The 20458-nt window shown below is 35.8% G+C and carries 14 protein-coding genes and 1 pseudogene; 13 read left to right on the top strand and 2 right to left on the bottom strand.

Annotated elements, in window-relative coordinates; all coding sequences use genetic code 11:
- Window positions 1-425 precede the first annotated feature (425 nt).
- Complete coding sequence (locus tag HNP81_RS19205; protein WP_182503694.1) at window positions 426-1703, top strand: MFS transporter; 1278 nt, start codon at window positions 426-428, stop codon at window positions 1701-1703.
- Window positions 1704-1751: 48 nt separating this feature from the next.
- A complete protein-coding gene (locus tag HNP81_RS19200) occupies window positions 1752-2504 on the top strand; it encodes an SDR family NAD(P)-dependent oxidoreductase (protein WP_182503693.1) in 753 nt (250 codons plus the stop codon).
- Window positions 2505-3293: 789 nt separating this feature from the next.
- Here the strand turns inward: HNP81_RS19200 and HNP81_RS19195 are convergent.
- Entirely contained in the window at window positions 3294-3998 is a 705-nt protein-coding gene (locus HNP81_RS19195) for a helix-turn-helix transcriptional regulator (protein ID WP_028394131.1), read from the bottom strand.
- A 222-nt stretch (window positions 3999-4220) separates the two neighbouring features.
- Between HNP81_RS19195 and HNP81_RS19190 the strand changes: the two genes are divergently transcribed.
- From HNP81_RS19190 to HNP81_RS24055, 9 genes and pseudogenes are all read left to right on the top strand, one after another.
- On the top strand, window positions 4221-4595 hold the full coding sequence (locus HNP81_RS19190) for a RidA family protein (protein ID WP_182503692.1): 375 nt from the start codon (window positions 4221-4223) through the stop codon (window positions 4593-4595).
- Between the two features lie 244 nt (window positions 4596-4839).
- Window positions 4840-6189, top strand: coding sequence for a GntT/GntP/DsdX family permease (locus tag HNP81_RS19185; protein ID WP_246399472.1), 1350 nt, complete (start codon window positions 4840-4842; stop codon window positions 6187-6189).
- Between the two features lie 47 nt (window positions 6190-6236).
- A complete protein-coding gene (gene dsdA / locus HNP81_RS19180; RefSeq protein WP_182503691.1) occupies window positions 6237-7610 on the top strand; it encodes a D-serine ammonia-lyase in 1374 nt (457 codons plus the stop codon).
- Between the two features lie 1083 nt (window positions 7611-8693).
- The gene (locus tag HNP81_RS19175) at window positions 8694-10628 is read left to right on the top strand and encodes a BglG family transcription antiterminator (RefSeq protein WP_182503690.1); all 1935 of its coding nucleotides are present in this window, start codon (window positions 8694-8696) and stop codon (window positions 10626-10628) included.
- Window positions 10629-10838: 210 nt separating this feature from the next.
- A complete protein-coding gene (locus tag HNP81_RS19170) occupies window positions 10839-11168 on the top strand; it encodes a PTS sugar transporter subunit IIB (protein ID WP_182503689.1) in 330 nt (109 codons plus the stop codon).
- Window positions 11169-11212: 44 nt separating this feature from the next.
- Window positions 11213-11536, top strand: coding sequence for a PTS lactose/cellobiose transporter subunit IIA (locus HNP81_RS19165; RefSeq protein ID WP_312859708.1), 324 nt, complete (start codon window positions 11213-11215; stop codon window positions 11534-11536).
- A gap of 77 nt (window positions 11537-11613) precedes the next feature.
- Window positions 11614-12702, top strand: a complete 1089-nt coding sequence (locus HNP81_RS19160; RefSeq protein WP_182503688.1) for a DUF871 domain-containing protein — start codon at window positions 11614-11616, stop codon at window positions 12700-12702.
- 198 nt (window positions 12703-12900) lie between these two features.
- Entirely contained in the window at window positions 12901-14178 is a 1278-nt protein-coding gene (gene celB, locus HNP81_RS19155) for a PTS cellobiose transporter subunit IIC (RefSeq protein ID WP_182503687.1), read from the top strand.
- A 28-nt stretch (window positions 14179-14206) separates the two neighbouring features.
- Window positions 14207-14560: pseudogene (locus tag HNP81_RS24055) on the top strand (hypothetical protein); the annotation flags it as partial.
- 322 nt (window positions 14561-14882) lie between these two features.
- Here HNP81_RS24055 and HNP81_RS19150 read toward each other — a convergent pair.
- Window positions 14883-15170 carry a hypothetical protein gene (locus tag HNP81_RS19150; protein ID WP_182503686.1) on the bottom strand — a complete coding sequence of 96 codons (288 nt, stop codon included), beginning with the start codon at window positions 15168-15170 and terminating at the stop codon, window positions 14883-14885.
- Window positions 15171-15852: 682 nt separating this feature from the next.
- Between HNP81_RS19150 and HNP81_RS19145 the strand changes: the two genes are divergently transcribed.
- Together HNP81_RS19145 and HNP81_RS19140 are read left to right on the top strand one after the other, a co-directional pair.
- On the top strand, window positions 15853-16560 hold the full coding sequence (locus HNP81_RS19145) for a coiled-coil domain-containing protein (protein WP_182503685.1): 708 nt from the start codon (window positions 15853-15855) through the stop codon (window positions 16558-16560).
- A gap of 1413 nt (window positions 16561-17973) precedes the next feature.
- The gene (locus HNP81_RS19140) at window positions 17974-20328 is read left to right on the top strand and encodes an ABC transporter permease (RefSeq protein ID WP_182503684.1); all 2355 of its coding nucleotides are present in this window, start codon (window positions 17974-17976) and stop codon (window positions 20326-20328) included.
- The last annotated feature ends 130 nt before the right edge of the window (window positions 20329-20458 follow it).

Below are 20458 nucleotides of genomic sequence, written 5' to 3'. Positions count from 1 at the left end.
TGTAACATAATAATTGTGAACGATTTGTGACGACTTTCAATTCACGGAATCACTATTGAGTAAAATTTCATCGATTAAAGACCTTGGGATTAGTGGTTCTAAACATGAAAAGTATGGAGATCTCCCCTATTTCTGTATGGCAAATACCAGATAGGCCTTAGCGGGTGGGTGAGATGCCCTATTTCTATTATAAGGCAACATGCTTTGACATGTGAACAATATGCGATGGAGCCCAATCAAAATATTGTAAGCCCTTTATCAAATGACTTTAATAGAAGAAATTGAAGTGAATCCATATTCTAATTGAAAGATTTGTTACTATTATTCCCAATATGAGGTTAGCTTTATGAATAATATTTTTAGGGAGATGGAGTATAGGAAGAGGTTAACTTGATGGATAATGTTTTAGGGAGATGGAATTATAGATGGAAAAGGCATTAAATTCGAGTAAGAAATACAGCTGGGTTCTTTGGGGTATCATTGCGTTTTTGTTTTTTGGAAATTTAATTAATTTCTCCGGAAAAAATATAATCGGCCTTTCAGCGGATTTAATTATGAATGATCTTGGTTTGAATTCTAACCAATGGGGCTTAGTGGGAAGTGCTTATTATTGGTTGTTTCCGATTTCTGGGATTATCGGTGCTGCACTTTCTGATCGGTTTGGAACGAAAAAAATACTTTCCATTCTTATACTATCGTGGGGCATCATACAATTTGGGGCTCTAGCGATTAATGGATTTAGTGCGCTGATTCTATATAGAGTCCTATTAGGAATCTTTCAAGGTCCATTTGGTCCAGTTGCAATGAGTCATATCAATAAGTGGTTCCCCGCTGAAAAACGCGGAGTCGCAAGCTCTTTATTTACTTTAGGAGCAACAGCAGGAGGGTTAGTTTTAGCGCCTGTAATCATTGGACTTACAACATTTGGCTGGAAAGTTGCTTTTGCTGTATTTGGAGGAGTAAGTGTAATTTGGGTTCTCCTATTTATGTTTACTACAAAAGAAAGCCCTTCTAGTATAAAGCAAATGGCAGCAACAAAAAATCCGGTTGCAAATAGTGTCCAAAAGAAAAGTGGTAAAGAAGTAGTAAAGGCCATTTTTTCACCAACTTCTATTTTCACATTATTTCTGGCCTTCTCTACTTTTATATTTGTCGTATGGACGGCAATCTGGATGCCGAACTATTTAACTAAAGTAACAGGTCTGACTTCTAGTCAGATGGGAGTTTCTGTTTCAATAATTGGAATAAGTTCCGCTGCAATCATTTTTCTAGTGTCGATGGTTTCTGACAAAGTGCTAGCAAAAACACAAAATTGGCGTTTATCCCGTGTAATTGTGATTGGTGTAGCAGCCGCTATTGGCAGTCTGTTGGTTGCTAGTGTGGTGTTTATACAAAATCCTGTTTGGAATGTCATTGCATTTGGTACAGCATATGGTTTAACGGGTGCAAACTTTGCAATTGGACCACAAATTATGATGAGGCTAGTACCGGAGCGAAGTGGACTTATGGCAAGTATTTTAATGTCATTTCAAAATGTAGGTGGAATGATAGCTCCTGTAGCTACTGGATTTCTTATCGGCTTATCAAAAGAAAATATTATTCAAGGATATAATAATTCCATTTTAGTAGTGTCAGGTACAATCCTATTATGTTCAATATTATTCTTGATGTTTGTTAAACCGGATGTAAAAAAGCATGCTTAATTCTATTTTTTGATAAAGACATATAATTAAAGAGAGGAAGAGTTTATTATGAGATTACAAGACAAAGTTGCAATCATTACTGGCGGAGGAACTGGAATTGGTAAGGAGACCGCATTAAAATTTGCGAAAGAAGGGGCAAAGGTAGTCATTACTGATATTAATAAAGATGCGGCTATGAACACTGCTCAAGAGATTCAAGCAATGGGTGCTGAAGCCATTTTCATACAACATAACGTAAGTGATGAAGACGATTGGAAAAAGGTTGTTAGTGAAACAAGAAGCCATTTCAATAAAATCGATGTATTATTTAATAACGCAGGAATCTATATCATCAAACCTCTTACTGAAATAGAATTAGATGAATGGAATCGTTTAATGTCTATAAATGTAACAGGAGTTTTCCTTGGTATGAAGCATGTGATCCCTGTGATGGTAGAACAAAAGAAAGGTTCTATAATTAATGCTTCATCAATTGCTGGTTTATTTGGAGCTCCTGGACATGCTCTTTACGGGGCAAGTAAAGGTGCTGTTCGCATCATGTCAAAAGATGCGGCTATTGAATTCGCTGGCAAAGGTGTGCGTGTAAACTCTATTCATCCAGGATTTATTGAAACTGCAATGACAGACTATGCTTCAGAAGCAACTGGACGTACGACAGAGGAATTAAATAGCGCTTATCCACTAGGAAGAATGGGCAATACCGAAGAAGTTGCACATACAGTTGTATTCCTTGCATCTGATGAATCTTCTTTCACAACTGGGGCAGAGTTCGTTATTGATGGTGGAGCTACTGCAAGATAATTCGAGACGATTTCTTGACGTGAATACTCCCTTTATAGCTAAAGAAGGGGCTGTTCGATAAATCCTAAAAATAAAGCAGGTGGAGAAAAAACAGTCGTTTTTCTCCACCTGCTTTTGTATTTTTTGGATCATTTTCTGAAAGTAGCTCGTGAGCAAGCTTCTGGGAAGACTTATAGATTGTAAATGTTTGTAACTTAAACTAACAAGCAGGTCTCTTGAAGATAGTGTGGTATGTTAGAAGTAAATGATAAAGGAGATTATATATAGGAGATAAAGGGAAAATTCATTATCAACGGGGTACTGATGAACTAAGAATGAAAAATATCCGTGTCCATAAACTTGTTCAAGAATTTAATAATTGTACAATTGAAGATTTAAAAAGAAAAGAGAGCATTATTAAAGAATTTCCTGGAACCCTAGGGGGAAATCCGAGTATTTAGAAATAATTTACATAGTAGCTTTAGGTACAACATTCACGTCGGAGCCAATTTCTATGCGGGTTATAATTGTACCATATTTATATGGTTATATTATATCAGTAGCCATGGAAGAGCGTAACTGCCCGTGGGGCTTGACCCCGTCAACTAAACCGTTCGTACCCTACTGTAGAAAACATTGTTCAAGGTAAATAAAGGTATTCAATGTAACATGATGGTAAGCCGTATGCCTTTAGAGGGCACGTGCGAATTGATGAGTAGGGGGCCATGGAAATGCCCCCCTACTCTCTATAACAAAGAGTCAGTAACCTGCCCCATTTCCCGTTTCACCTCCTATATTTTCAAATAATGTTCAGTTCACCCCCTGCTTCATCTTCTGCAGTTTCGAACGATATCGATACACACTTGCCTCAGATACCATCAATTTATCAGCAATTTGGCTGATAGAACCTTTGATCTTAAAGATACCTGTACTTTCAAGCTTTTCAATTAACTCTATCTTTTCCTTTTGTGTTAGGCGCTCGGTTGGAATTTGTTTTTCTTCATAAAACTCTTTGATAACAGAATCCACGATGTCTTCCGGATTTTCAAAGAAGTTTTCCGTTTCGGTAGGGGCGGTATCAAGTGAAAGTTGAACGGTACTGAAGTCTGTAGGAGCTTCTGACTGTAATTTTAAACCGCCGCCAAAACCTAAACGAAGAATTTCCTGGCTTAAGTCAATAAGTTTAGAATTGTCGATATTAATACAAAGCATTCCTAATAAATTCCCTTTTTCTTTTATAAAAAAAGTGGAAGAATTTAATATCTTATTATTCTTCGTTTTACCCTTATAATTATAAACATAATCCTTTTCTTTCCATACTTCGCTTTTGATAAACTTAAGAGCAAGATCTGTTAAGGGAGACCCTACTTTCCTGCCGCTAATATGACCGTTCGCAATTGCAACAATGCAATCTTTTTCATCACTTACATCCTGCAGGGCGATTTCGCAGTTTTCACCCACCACCAATCCTAAAAATCCAACTAATTCTTTGTAATAATCCATAATTTTGCTCATATAGGATACGTCCCTTCTATATTTGGTAGAATCTATCATTAAGCTTGAGTGATGATATTGATATATTTATAGGTATCAACCATATAATACCATGTAATAATTCACTATTGTAATAAAAATTCTACTTGTTAATAAAAAAATATCAAAGTGATAATAAATTATTATTGACGAATAACAAGACACGAAATAAAATAAAGTCATAACAACTAAGGCGGTGAAAACATGAAGGAAATAATCAATACAACAAACGCACCAAGTGCTATAGGACCCTATTCTCAATGTGTTGTAAGCAAGGGGATTGCGTTTGTTTCAGGACAATTACCAGTGAACGCCGAAGACAATACGATCCCAGAAGGTGTAACTGAACAAACGAAACAGTCACTAAAGAATATTAAATTCATATTGGAGAGCGGCAACTATAGTTTAGATGACGTTGTGAAGGTAACCGTTTATTTAAAAGATATGAATGAGTTTGGCGCAATGAACGAAGTGTATGGGAATTTCTTCCAATACCCGTATCCCGCTAGAGTAGCTGTAGAAGTTGCTAGATTACCAAAGGATGTAAGAGTAGAAATTGATGCCATTGCGATAAAATAATTTACTATGAATCTTGTAATCTTTTGTTTAGAGAAAATGTATTAGCTTGAACCCTTTTAAATTTTGAAAGCCCTTTCGAAATAAAATATAGGTTATACTATTGGTTTAAAATGTAAGCATTTACATGTTTATATATTGATGAATGTAAGCATTTACATGCCTGCATGTTGATAAATGTAACTCCAAAATCTCGCTTAAGGCATACGTATTTAATAACGTTTTGTCCTTGAGCGAAACGAAAGGAATGAATACAAAAATGCAATCAGGTGCAATGATGATGCTGGTATTATTTTTATCTATTGTAATACTTATTTTTCTTATACTTAAACTTAAAGTCCATCCATTTATTTCTTTAGTTCTGGCGGGGATCTTTATTGGATTAGCTACAGGTATGCCCCTAACTGATATTGTTACTTCCATTGAAAGTGGAGTAGGTGGAACGCTGGGATCACTAGCTGTTGTAATCGGTTTTGGAACGATCTTAGGTAAGATGTTAGAGATATCTGGTGGTGCTGAGCGCTTGGCACGAACAATGCTAAATGCTATGGGAGAAAAACGTGCGCCTTGGGTTATGACACTTATAGGCTTAATTGCTGGAATTCCAGTATTTTTTGAAGTAGGTTTTGTTTTACTTTTTCCAATAATTTTCATCGTTGCGAGACAAGCTAAGGTGTCGCTTATAAGAATTGGAATTCCTTTGGCAATATCTCTGATGGTTGTACACGCCATGGTACCTCCACATCCGGCAGCATTTGCTGTTACCGAAATGTTGGGAGCCGATGTTGGGAAAGTTATTTTATATGCACTTCTTATAGGAACACCTACTGCAATCATTGCTGGGCCAATTTTTGCTAAGTTCATTAGTGGTAAGTGTAGGACCGAAGCATTTAATGAATTAGAGGTAAAAGCCCCAACGCCAGATGAGAAGCTTCCTGGGTTTGGAATTACTTTATTTACTATTCTTCTACCTTTATTCATTATGGTAGGAAAAACAGCAAGTGATTTATATCTTACAGAAGGTTCTTTTTCTTACAATCTTGTTAGATTTTTAGGTAATCCAATTATCGCTTTACTTATTTCAGTATTTGTAGCTTATTACACATTAGGACTTTCTCGTGGTCTAAAGATGAAAGAACTATTATCTCATTCTGAGGAAGGATTTAAGTCAATTGCATCCATTTTGTTGATCATTGGTGGTGGCGGTGCTTATAATGCGTTTTTGGTTGATAGTGGGTTAGGTACAGAGTTATCTAATATTATGCAATCATTAAATATGAACCCAATTATTTTGGCTTGGCTAGTAGCAGCAATTTTACACCTTGCTATTGGATCCGTTACGGTAGCCATGCTTAGTGCTGCGGGAATAATAGGTCCATTGTTGGCCGCTTATCCAACTTTGAGTCCAGAAATTGCAGTTCTCGCTATTGGTGCTGGAGCTATTGGATGGTGTCATGTTAACGATTCTGCTTTCTGGCTTGTAAAAGAATATTTGGGATTATCATTACCAGATGCGTTTAAGAGCTTCACTGCTGCAACTGTTCTTGCATCGATTGTTGCACTTGGAGGGGTATTACTTTTAGCACAATTTATATAAAAAATTATGAATAAGAAAAATAAATTATGGAAGGAAGATGAGTTGGAATGGAAAATAAGATAATTCAAGGAAGAACTATAAAGGAATGGGAAGAGCAGTATCCTCTAATGAGCAAGATTATTTCAACTGACGAAGTGTTTTGGACAAATTCTAAATATGAAAAGTTTGCAGATGCTACTAAAAAGATCTCTTTATCAGAGAAGGATGTAAGAGATGCAGAAGAAAGATTAAATAGATTTGCTCCATATATTGCTAAGGTTTTCCCAGAAACAGAAAAAACAAATGGAATTATTGAATCACCTATTGTTCCAATTCCTACTATGCAAAGTAAAATGGAAGAAACATATAATCAAGAAATCTTAGGTCAATTATTGCTCAAATGTGATAGTCATCTTGCTATCTCTGGGTCAATTAAGGCAAGAGGCGGTATTTATGAGGTTTTAAAACATGCAGAAGATTTAGCTATTGAGAATAACATGCTAACAATAAAAGATGATTATTCAAACATCGATAGTGATAAATTTAGAGAGTTTTTCTCGAAGTATTCAATTGCAGTGGGATCAACTGGAAACCTAGGCCTTAGTATCGGAATAATGAGTGCACAATTAGGGTTCAAGGTTTATGTTCATATGTCAGCTGACGCAAAACAATGGAAGAAAGACCTCCTTAGAAGCAAGGGTGTTACAGTAATTGAGTACGAATCAGATTATAGTAAGGCAGTAGAGGAAGGTAGAAAACAAGCAGAAGCAGATCCAAACATGTACTTTGTTGATGATGAAAATTCGACTAACTTATTTTTAGGATACGCTGTAGCAGCTTATAGATTAAAAAGGCAATTAGAAGAAATGAATGTAGTTGTTGATGAGGATCATCCATTATTTGTTTATCTTCCATGTGGAGTTGGTGGCGGACCTGGTGGAGTAGCATTTGGGCTAAAGTTAGTTTTCAAGGATAATGTACATTGCTTCTTTGCCGAACCAACACATTCCCCATGTATGGTTATAGGATTAATGACAGGTATGCATGATAAAGTATCGGTGCAAGATTTTGGAATCGATAACATTACTGATGCAGATGGACTCGCTGTTGGTAGGGCTTCAGGTTTCGTAGGGAAAACATTAGAAAACCTAATGAGTGGATCATATACTGTAAAAGATGAGGAGTTATATATACTATTAAGTATGTTATCCGACTCAGAAAATATTCAATTAGAACCTTCTGCATTAGCTGGAATCCATGGTCCAATTCAATTATTCAGAGATGAAGCTGGACAAAGGTATATAGAGAATAACAACTTAAAAAATAAAATAAAAAATGTTTCACATATCGCTTGGGCAACAGGAGGTAGTATGGTTCCAAAAGATGTAATGGAAACATATTATAAAAAGGGAAAAGAGGCATCCGCTACCCTGAATAATTAAAAGTTCATTTGTAGTAAGAAACTATCTCGAAATAGTAAGAGATAGTTTCTTTATATTTATAATAAATATTAGACTGTTCTGGAAGTTTGACACATCAAAAGGTTTATTATCTCGCATATTCTTAAAATTATGATATACGGAAGTAAATACATAAATGTTACCTATAAGAAGAGTTTTATGATAAATGGATTGATAATTTAATTAGGATTTTATACCTGTTTATCTTAGTGATATCAGGGAGTTTAACTTTTATAATCTCTTTTGTACCTGTTTTCTTTGATTTTGTTGATGTTAACAAAAAGCCATTAAATTTTGCTGTGTTGGTTTTATTATTACAAGCAGTATTCCATGGTCAAATAAAAATAATAGATATTTTAATCAAAATCCGTAACAGGAAGAATGTTTAAAGAAATTAAAGGAATATCCCATATTGCGTATATGTAATGGTAAACGGGAATTTTGATTGATTCCTTGAAGAATTAATTACTCATCAACACCCCGTGTGTTGCCACATACACTCCGTGCACGTGTAGTGTGTATAACAGCTTATTTTAAATTAAACAGTTATTTTATAAGGCTCAGTTTAACTACTGAGCCTTTGTATGGGTTAACCTATAAATTTACAATCATCAAAGATTCTACTATCTGAATTTGTCGACAAAATCTACTAAACTTCGGGGAGTGACAGGCACTCATGGCGAAAAAATATAGGTTTTGGCAGTATATTATTTGTATATCATCGCTTTACATGGAGAGGTGAGCGCGGTAGGCTATTCGCCTTTCGAAAGGAAGAGAAATTTCACACTTTCTCCCTTCTCAGGACACCAAGCTCATAAAGGCTCCGTGTCAAGGGACATATTGACTGTGTATATTTATCTATAACTTTAAATAAATATACTGTTCTTCAGTACTTGAATTGATTGCCAATACAGTGAAGAAAGGTAAAAATAGAATCGTTCAATTATTAAGATAAGTTTGATACAATAGAATCAAAAATTTATCTCTGACTATAATAGCAACAATAGTTGAAAGATAAACAAAAATAGGAGTAATGATAGTAGCATGCTAGAAGGGTTGATTTGAATGTTATCGTTAACCAAACGTCAAAAAAGTATTTTACAATTTCTAGCAGAATCCTCTGAACCCGTAACTGCTAAATGGATTGCTAAAGAAATGGGTATTAGTGACAGAACAGTTCGTAATGAAATTAAACAGTTGCAGCTTAACAGTTGTGGTATGTTAAGTATTCATATTGAATCGATACGGGGAAAAGGCTACCAATTGAAAGTGTTGAATTCCGAATTACTTTCAAAAAAATCTTCTCTATTATCTGAAGAAAATAACGAGTCAACTACTTACATGGAACAGGAAGACAGGGTTCGATATATAGTAACACGATTACTGCTGGCTCAGGATTTTATTAAATTTGAGACTTTAGAAGAAGAAATATTTGTTTCCAGATCAACGCTGCAACAAGACCTGAAATTAGTCCGAGAAATTACAAATAAATACAAATTGAAAATCATGAACCGTCCTCATTATGGAACAAAAGTAGAAGGGGACGAACATATGAAAAGGTCATGTTTGTCAAATTTGATCTTAAGAAAAAGTTGGGATATTACTTTGAAAGGTGACCCCTTTCAACTAGTAGAAAGCGTATTTTTTGAAAAAATAAAAGAGGTCCTGATAAAAAAGGTAAATGATCATCATATTAACATTTCGGATGTTGAACTGGGAAACTTGACTATTCATATTGCGATTGCATGTAAAAGAATACAAGAAGGCTTTATCATTGATCCATTGGGTGTTCACATAGGGAATGAACATGCAATTGAAAAAATGGTTTCAATGGAAATTATTAAAGAGGTCGAGTTCATTACTGGGTTAACTTTCCCAAAATCGGAAATCGATTATATTATTGTCCATTTATTAGGGACAAAATTATTAACCAAAGAGGAATTAACCAATTTTGGCGAATTTGATGAAGTAAATAATCTTGTGAATTGCATGATGGAAAAATTAAGGACTGAGTTTAATTGGGACTTCTATAATGACTTAGAATTTATAAAAGGGATAACCTTACACCTTCGGCCAGCCATGAATCGATTACGATATGGACTAAATATGCGAAATCCGTTATTGAACCAAACGAAGAAAAAATTTCCAAGTGCATTTGAAGGTGCTGTTGTTGCAAGTAAATGTATAGAGGACTACTTAAATAAAGAAACAGATGAAAATGAAATTGCATACATTGCCTTGCATATTGGAGCGGCCCTTGAACGGTTGAAGGAAAAACAAAAACAAGCAAAAAGGGTTTTAATTGTGTGTGCAACTGGTATGGGAAGTGCAAGACTTCTGTTTTATCATTTGCAAAATGTATTTAAAAGTGACATCCAAATAGTAGGTACAATCAATTATTATAATTTGGCCTCATATAATTTATCGGGGATTGATTTTATTATTAGCACCATTCCAATTAAGGAGAAATTAGGTATACCAGTTCTTGTGGTCAATACATTTTTAGAAGAGGAAGATATTACAAATATAAAGAAAAAATTAGTTTCCTCTAAAAGCAATATAAAGGATTATTTACATCCATCACGGATATTTATTCATCAAGAATTGGATACCAAGGAATATACGATTCGTTTCTTGTGTAATGAATTATATAAACAAGGTCTCGTTTCAAAAGATTATGTAGAACTTGTATTAGAACGAGAAAATCTGGCAACCACTTGTTTTGGCAATTTAGTTGCTATCCCACACCCAATTAAACCCATAACAAATAAAACATTTTGGACAGTATGTACGTTAAAATCTCCGATTCAATGGGATGAACAAAAAATGGTTCAATTTGTTTGTTTATTAAATATTGAAGAAGGTGGTTCTGATAATTTAAATCAAATGTATCAGCTATTAATTAATATTATCGAACATAAATCAACCGTTCAAAAACTAATTAAAAGCAGTTCCAAAGAGGAAATCGTGAAAATGATGTATGGGCAAATTCATAATTGAGCTGATTGCTTACAAAAGCAATTGGCTTTTTTTATTTTCAATTGCCGCCTTTAATTTACCTTTCAAAGGTCATCCATTTATGGAATTCCATTAAATGAGTACACCTTTCCGTTAGCTAAAGGAAATATCTAAACTTAAAAATAAAGCGCATTCATTTTACACTTAAAGTGTAAAGTAATTCACATAATAAAAGTAAAGGAGATATGAAAAATGACCACTAAGAAAATCCTACTTGTATGTTCTGCGGGAATGAGTACAAGTTTATTAATGACTAGAATGAAAAAATCGGCGCAGGAGAAAGGAATCGATGCTGATGTCATGGCGCTGTCTTCTAACGAAGCTACCAAGTTATTAGCAAAGGAGAAAGTAGATGTTTTATTGATTGGTCCGCAAGTACGTTTCATGAAAAGTAAATTTGAAAAAATAGTCGCCGATGCCCATATTCCGGTCGCAGTCATTGATATGAAAGACTACGGTAAAATGGATGGCGAAAAAGTGTTAGCCACTGCATTAGAATTGATTACAAACAATGAAAATTAATTGTTAGGACAAATCTAACAAGCTAAAAGGGCGGGGAACATCTGGTGGAGGAGCCAAAAAATTTAGAAGTTGTAATGGGTTTAATTATGCATAGCGGAAATGCCAAAAGTTTTGGAATGGAGGCTGTCCAGGCTGCCAAGGAAGGGAATTTCAAACAGTCCATCCAAAGACTTGAGGAAGCAAATGAGGAATTAGTAAAAGCACACCATGCACAAACTGGTTTGTTAACTCAAGAAGCTTCCGGGGAAAAATTTGAGGTTACGCTATTAATGGTTCATGCACAAGATCATTTAATGAATGCGATTACATTTTTGGATTTGGTGAAGGAACTAATAGATGTGTATAAAAAAGTGAATGTACCCGATTAAATATGGGGATTCAAACCAGTTTGAAAGAAGGTTGCGCTTTTTCAGAATTCCATTGAAAGAAACAGGAGGCATAAAACATGAAACGTATTGGCGTATCAATTTATCCGGCAAAGAGCAGCTTTGAACTTGACAAGGAATATCTGGACCTTGCCAGAAAGTATGGATATACAAGAATTTTTACAAGTTTGTTAGAAATTGACGGCGATCAAGATGAAGTTGTTAATAAATTTAAAAACATAATAGAATATGGTAATTCTATTGGTATGGATACCATCTTAGACATTAATCCCGAATTATTTGAGCAGTTAAATATCAGTTATAACGATCTTTCCTTTTTTAAAAAATTAGGTGCAGCAGGAATTCGTCTGGACCTGGGTTTTACCGGAGCAGAGGAAGCGAAAATGACAAAAAATCCATATGGTTTAATCATTGAAGTCAATATGAGCAGTGGAACTAGATATATAGATAATATTATGAGCTACCAACCTAATATTGAAAATTTATATGCTTCACATAACTTTTATCCTCAAAAGTATTCTGGGATTTCCCAGCGCCATTTTGAACAAACAACAAGTGTGTTCAATCAATATCATATCCAAACGGGGGCTTTTGTTACCTCTCAGGAGGGTAATCTGGGACCTTGGCCGGTTCAGACAGGATTATCTACGCTGGAACAACATAGAAATTTAACTATTCATACTCAAGTTACCCATTATAGATTAATGGGAACTATTAATGATGTATTAATTGGAAATGCGTATGCTACAGAAGAAGAATTAAGGGTTATGTCAGATGCGTATCTAAACACCCACCCGTCATTTGAAATTGAGTTTTCAACTAATGTTTCAGAGTTAGAAAAGAACATGATTCTCGATGAAGTTCACCAGTATAGAGGCGACCGATCTGAATACATGATTCGATCATCCTCCACACGTGTTAAATATAATAATGAGGATATCCCGGCCAATCATACCCTCCCTATAAAAAAAGGGGATATTTTGATCTGTAATAATCATTTTGGACAATATAAGGGAGAAACTCAAATCGCGCTAAAAGATATGGAAAATGAGGGAGATAGGAATGTGATTGGTCGTCTTACAGAAGAATCTATCTTTCTATTAGATTATCTAAAGCCATTGTCAAGCTTTATGTTTACCCTTTCATAAAAGAATATTATCGTATTTGTTCAAATGGCTGTGTTAAACATGGCTGTTGATTTGCGCTCCAGGAGCTTTGCTTTCTTTGGCGGAATCGGGCCCTGCCTTAGCGCCTTCAGGGTCTCTCCTGCCCCGTACTTCCGCATAAATCAACAATAGCCTTTGACACAGTCATTCAATTAGAAAACTTAAAAAGGAGTGAGTAAGTTGTTAGAAAAAGTGGAAGAGATTGCGGGTAGAATTGGTGGCCAAAGACATCTGCAATCATTACGGGATGGAATTTTATTAAGTATGCCTCTTATTATTATCGGATCCATATTTCTTATATTAGGAAATCTACCGATAAATGGTTACACTGATTGGTTGGCCGACATCGGGTTAGCCTCTATTTTTAGCAAAATCGTTAATGGGTCTTTTGGACTGATGGCGCTTGTTGCTGTTTTTGGAATGGCCCATAGTTTAGCTGAGTATTATGAAGTTGATGGCGTTTCCGCCGGAATTATAGCATTATCCAGTTTTGTCATCGTTACGCCAGACCTAGTTTCGAATGCAGGTTCTGGAATTTCCTATGCCTATCTTGGTAGCGGCGGCCTTTTTGTAGCCATTGTTGTAGGTTTGATATCTGCGGAAATCTTTAGATTCTTCGTCCAGAAAAATTTTACTGTAAAAATGCCGGAGGGCGTACCCATAGCAGTAGAGAAATCATTTGCTGCATTATTACCAGGATTAATGGTGATCGTGTTTTGGGGTCTAGTTTATTTATTCTTAGGACTAGCAGGTATTGATAACATTCATACTCTATTAACAAATACGTTAGGGAAACCACTTAGTGTTCTTGGTGGAAGTTTATGGGGCACATTGGTGATCATCGCACTAAATTCAATATTTTGGTTTGTTGGCATTCACGGTGCAAACACCATCAACCCGGTGATTCAACCGATTTGGTTACAAAATACAGATGCCAATCGACTGGCGTTTCAAGCCGGAAAGGAATTGCCGCATATTGTTACAAATGAATTTATGTTTAACTTTGTTTGGATAGGCGGTGGAGGAGCAACAATTGGACTGGTTATTTGCCTATGGTTATTTGCAAAAAGTAAAAATAATAAAGCAATGGGAAAACTCACGGTTGCACCAGGAATATTCAATATTAATGAACCAGCGTTATTTGGGCTGCCAATTGTCTTAAATTTCAAATTACTCGTCCCATTTATTCTGGCTCCAATGGCTGCTGCACTGATTACCTACTTTAGCATGGCTTCTGGCTTAGTAGCAAAACCGATCGGCATTGTAGTGCCATGGACAATGCCTCCAATCATTAGCGGGTATCTTGCAACGGGAGGTAAAATCAGCGGTGCAATTATTCAAATCATTACTCTTGCTGTAACAATAGTTATTTACTATCCATTTGTAAAACTTATGGATAAATCTCAGCTAAAAGAAGAAGCACAAGAGGAATCACATGAATTATCGAAAACGATATAAAGATCAATGCTAGATTCATTTTCAAGTACTAAATGAGATTAAGAATGCAGATTTTGCCTCCGGGGAAGCGGGCGTAGTAATAGGAAATAAGGCAGATGTCCTTATTGTCGATCCACCGTGCAAAGGCTGTGAAGAAGCCTTGCTTCAAACCATTATTGTTATGAAACCGAAAAAGGTCGTCTACGTCTCCTGCAACCCAGCGATATTGGTACGTGATTTAAGGATATAAGAAGACGGAAGATACAAAACACTTGAAATGCAGCCAGTCGATATGTTTCCGCAGATCAGTCATGTGGATAGCGAAACAAGTATAAAAGCAGGTGAAAATAATTCACCTGCTTTTAAGATTTTTACATGTATATCCTATTCTAACAATATTTAATTTCCAATTTAGTTTAGATTACATATTATTACATACTTTTACTCGGAAAATTTTATTAGTACTTTCTCCCGCATTCTTTTTATTTCATTGCCAAACCTACGGACTAAAGTGGAATATGCTCGTTTAGCATCTTGATCTTTACCTGTTCGATCTATGTAATTTAGGCTAAGCTCTTCATAGTTGTCGTTGTTCTTTGATTTGGTAAGGTCATCATACTCCTGCTTGTATCGAAGTAATACCTTGTGTATGAAACGGATTCGTTGCTGTTCTTTTAGCGGGTTAATTAGTTCATCTATATTATTGGATTGGTGAATCTCCCTAGTTAGTCCTTCACTTCATCTACATTTAAGTATATATACGGGATGTTATAATATCTTCTTTCAGCGAGAATTTCCTCATATCTTATAGGCGTGACTCCTGTAATTTCAACTTTTGAAAGACCATGCTCAATTAGTTTTCTAACAGTCGTTTCTAAATTAATTTCGTAGTCATCCTTTTCAGTTATTGACTTATTCATTTCTTCAAAAAGCTTTTCTTGTTTCTTCATAAGATATTGAATGTCTTCAAACTGCCTCTTTAATTTATTGTTTATATAATGAATTGAAGCCACTTTCCCAAGCCTCCAAGTTTATATTTTTTATCTAAGGATTAGTAACGGTTACAGCACTCAATTTGCTAACATTTTGCTAACACAATCTCATGAAAAACGGTAAATCGCCGTTAAAGATGTTACAACCAGAAATATCCAAAATGTTGATGTACCGCACTTTTTGCACTCAATGTTAACAATATTACACACTAATAGCTCACGGGCGGCATGATGTAATAAGGGATTTAAACCCCTTTTATATCGGGCTGTTAGACTGCCTGGGTTGGGTTTTGTGTGCATTCGTCAAAAAAGCGACAAACCTAACAAATGAAAAACTAACAATTAGAGAAGGTCTTCCATTAGTTTATCGAACTTTTGGGAGGCCTTTTCTTCCATGTTAGCCGTCACATGAGCAATTTATGGTTCCATGGTTGTGTTAATGGCTGTCTGAATCAGCAGGCGCAAGAATCTGCAAGCTCCTCCTTTGCCAAAAATTTAATCTCTTCTTCCTGACTTTCAATATCTTCTACTTTTACTTGTTACTTTGGGAATTGAAAATTTTCTGTAGGGTTCAGTTTTAACAGCCCCATTCAATAGAATTCCTCAAGAAGGGGGATCGGCTTTTTTTGTTTCGTATCGCTGGGCGACATAACTTGCAAATAAATCTAAAAACCTTCATATTTAATAGAGAAGGAGGTCCGATATGCGAAGTGATATACAACCGAATGAACGAGCTTTCTCTTCCAAGGAAGTGGCAGAAGAAGTAGGGATTGCAACTCCCACTGTTCGAAAGTATGGCCAAATCTTAGAGCGGAATGGATATGAGTTTTTGAAAGATGGCGATCGCCGTATCTTTATTCAATCTGACATCGGAGCGCTTATAGCGTTACGCGATACGGACAAGCCCCTAGACGATACAGCTAAAGACCTTGTGAATCAACAAAAAGAAAGATTAGAAGGATCCAATGAAACAGAGATTGCGATAACCGATACATATGAAAATATACCTCATGACCCCAATCAATTAAAAGAGGTCTTAATGTTTTTTGCCAATGAACTCGCAGCCACACGTGAAATGAATGTCCAACTGACAAACGATATGTTAGAGCTTAAAACAAAGGTTTCCCGACTCCAGCAAGATCATCATGTTATAAGTTCTAGTATTGGAAATTCAGCGCAAAAAACTAATGCTAAAATTGAAAAATTAACTGAACAACAAAATATCCATTACGAAACATTGCTGCAACAAGAAAAACAAAAAAGTGAACTCTTACAAAAAGAAATACAAAATATGCGGGACGAACAGAAGAAGGAATGGAGTTCACAAAATGATTTTAATAAACGTTTAGAAGAAGCGATACAAAAACCTAAAGGAAAATGGGGAGGGCTTTTCTCCATATTTCGAAAATAAGGTACTTTTTTAAGGTTTTTATGATTAACTGTGTAAAGATTTGTAGAAGGAAATTTTTGATGTAGAAAATTCAAGCGATATGCATCTAAACAATATACACAACTTGAAGCAAGCAAAAAGAATGTTTGATAAAATGGGAGTTGAGGCGGTTAAGAACCTCAATAAAAAACATGAGTCATCCCTAATAACGTTCGACAAAAAAGGATTGATCGGCTCTTTTTTTGTTTCGTATCGCTGGGCGATATACTCTTGCAATTATATCCCAAGAACCTTCATCATTAAGAAAAGAAGTCTGATATGCGACATGATATTTATCTGATGGACGAGCATTCTCTTCGAAGGAAGTGAGAATGCTACACCCACTGTTCAAAAGTATGGCCACGTTATAGAGTGAAAAGGATATGAGTTCTTATAAGAGGTTAATCCGCGTATCTTTGTTCAATCCGACATCGGAGTGCTTATAGCGTTACCCGATACGAACAAGTCCATAGACGATACAGATAAAGACTTTGTTAATCAACAAAAATAAAGATTAGAGCAACCAATGAAACAGAGATTGCGATACCTGATACATTTGAAAATTTACCCCTCCACCCCAATCAATTAAAAGAAAACACTATTTTTCAAATTTCAACAAATTCCCGGGAAATATCTACAAATTATGAGTAGATATCGGCAAAAATTAGCAGGATTTAAATAACCATTTGTTTTTACTGATAAGAAAGTAGACATACTATAGAATTCAAATTCTCAATGCTCATAATTTTGCTCATAGCTTTTTTATCATCTGTTTTAAAATATATTAAGTAAAAGATGAAAACACTATATTATCAATATCTTTATTAATCTGTTTTCATAAATAATATGCCTTGATAAATGGGCAGCATGATGTAGGCCAACAGGAAGTTGTTCACTCGGACGTTGCGGCAGGACCTCGCGTTTTTAGTCCGAGCTCCGCTGACAGCGTTTATTTTACAAGAAAAGTGAAATGCTAACATTTTGCTGACATAAAGGATTTAAGTGAAGCTTCTCATGGGTTTAATACTCGTGGGAAGTTTTTTTATTTGGTGACATGAAGATATACATCTTTCGTTATTTAAACATCTGAATGGCTAAGCCTGTCCATAATTTATTTTCTAATAACCTTCCATAGTCAACTTACTAAAATAGGGCTGAGGGCTTAGTAAAAAATTAGGCTCAAGCAGGTTTGTTCCAATAAATACCACATTGTATGATTACTTTAGTAAGTTCAATAATCATTCAGGTCAAGTCTATCTACTAAGGAACCAGCATGTAAGAACATTAATAATTCAAAAAATGAATGGAAATTCTCCCTCCTAAAGAAAGGAGCAAGGTTAATAGAGACAAGGATAAAATAGAAAAATTTTAGCGATGCAGGAAGGAGAAAAAATAATGTTTTTGAAAATAGTCAAGAATGATTTCCTCCGAAACAAAATTGTAACGATGACAGTATTTGTATTTATCACGTTGGCAGTTATTTTGGCTGCCAGTGCTATTAATAACATTGCCAATCTAATTCAGGCGATGTCCGATCTTCAGGAAAGAGCAGCTCCAGCTGACATTACAGTGATGCATGCAGGAGATTATGACCAGGCGGAAATCGACCAATTCACAGAACAATACCATGACCATATAGCGATGCAGGAGACGATGATTCTTCAGAATATTGATGGAAGCAATATTCATTTTGGCCAAAATCAAACGATGGCTGGAACTATACAAGATATTTCCTTTGTTGTCCAGAATAAGAAATTTGATTTTATATTGGATCTGGATAATGAAAAGCTGGATGTAAAGGAAGGTTTCGTTGCTGTTCCCATCTATTTCATGGAACAACATGACTTAAAAATAGGTGATACGATTACTGTGAAAAGCGGCGGGGATGAGAAAGAGTTTGTCATTTCAGATTATGCAAGAGATTTTGAGATGAACTCTTCCCTTACTTCTTCGAAACGGTTTGTGGTAAATCAAAATGACTATGATGAAATGCTTAAAATGCAGGCTGGGGAACTGGAATATCTGATCGAATTCATGCTGAATGAAAACGGGGATTCTGCTGCTGTTCAGACTGCCTATATCGAAGCGGGTCTTCCGGCAAACGGTCCAATAATCGAAGGAAAGATATTTACAATGTTTAATGCCATGTCAGATATGGCAGTTGCGATTGTCATTATATTTATTAGTATTCTGCTTATTGTGATTGCTTCGCTCTGTATCAGACTTACATTTCTGGCAACGATTGATGAAGATATTAGAGAAATCGGTGTTATGAAAGCAATGGGGATAGCCAAAAAAGAAATAAAAAAGGTCTATCTTAACAAATACAGAGTCATCTCAGTAGTAGCCGGTATTATCGGTTATTTGATTTCCTTTGTAGCGGTAAATCTGTTAAACGGTAATATGAGACTTTATATATCTTCCGATTTGTCAGGAAGCTTAAAATATATACTATCGTTTATAGCCCCATTACTTGTATATTTCATGATTGTGATGTACTGCAAGCAAGTACTGAAAAGAATCGATAAGATTTCTGCGGTGGAAGCTTTGCGTTCAGATATCATGGAGCACGGAAAGAACCGAAAATACAGTTTCCCGCTGCTTAAGAACAAATTATTCAGCACTAATATTTACATGGGGCTGAGGAATGTATTGAAACGATTCAAATTATACAGGCTGCTGTTTGTAATTTTTATCTTATGTACGTTTATTCTCATACTCCCCTTAAATATTTATAACACCATGAATTCACCGGAATTTTCCACATACATGGGAATAGGAAAATCCGACATGAGAATCGATCTTCGAAGGACAGATACGATTACCGAAGATTTTATAAAACTGGAGGAAGAGTTGAAAAATGATGATGATATTGAAAAGTTTGCACTTTACATCACAAGTTCTTACCCGGTCAAAAATGCGGAAGGTTCCTGGGACTATATTAATATTGAAACCGGAGATTTTTCCGTATTTCCATTAAAATATTTGGAAGGCAGAGCACCGGAGGGTGAAGGGGAAATCTCGCTTTCCTTTGCCAATGCCGAAAAAGTCGGATTAAACAAGAAAGTAGGAGATGAAGTAACCGTCAGGGTTGGCGGGGAAGAACAGACTTTATCAGTCACGGGTATTTATCAGGATATTACAAATGGGGGAAAAACAGCAAAGGCGCATAAGAGTCTTGGGGTAAATGAAGAGGCCGTTCTTTGGTGTATTGTGAGCATGGATATGGCTCCGGGCGTTGATAAACGCGTGAAAATGGACTACTACCAGAATACTTATGATTCTGCGCAGGTAAATGATATCAAAGAATATACGCATCAGACTCTTGGAAATCTCATTGAACAGATGAGCACAGTAGTAATGGGCGGAATCGCCATCGCGATCATCATAGCTGTATTAATCACGGCATTATTCCTTCGAATGTTATTATCAAAGGATATGTCTCAGATTGCCATCATGCGAAGTGTGGGATTAACTTCAAAGCAAATTAGTCATCAATATATGGCAGGAACGATGATGGTCCTGGTAGTGGGAATCATACTTGGCGTGCTGGTTTCGAATTATTTAGGGGAGTTTCTGGTAAGTATGGCCATGTCCTCTATGGGAGCGGCAAAAATTGAATTTGTCCATATTATATGGCAGACCGGGCTACTTTGTCCGTTAGCGCTGATTATAGCTGTTGGATTGACGATATTTATGTCCTGTAAGGTAGCCGTAAAAGATGACCTATCTGTCGTATTAAGAAGTTAACAGTACTGTAAGGCACGGGCAGGAGGCATTTTTGCTGATATGAAAGAAATCATCTGTGTATAGACGCCAACTGTTTTTCCTGAAAAAAGCATTCCAGGCCCCTCTGAGGAAATAGACTTTGATATTAATA

This window comes from Peribacillus huizhouensis (genome assembly GCF_014138605.1).
GTDB lineage: Bacteria > Bacillota > Bacilli > Bacillales > DSM-1321 > Peribacillus > Peribacillus huizhouensis.
The sequence above is the reverse complement of the archived record's forward strand: the minus strand, read 5'-3'. Positions and strand labels throughout refer to the sequence as shown.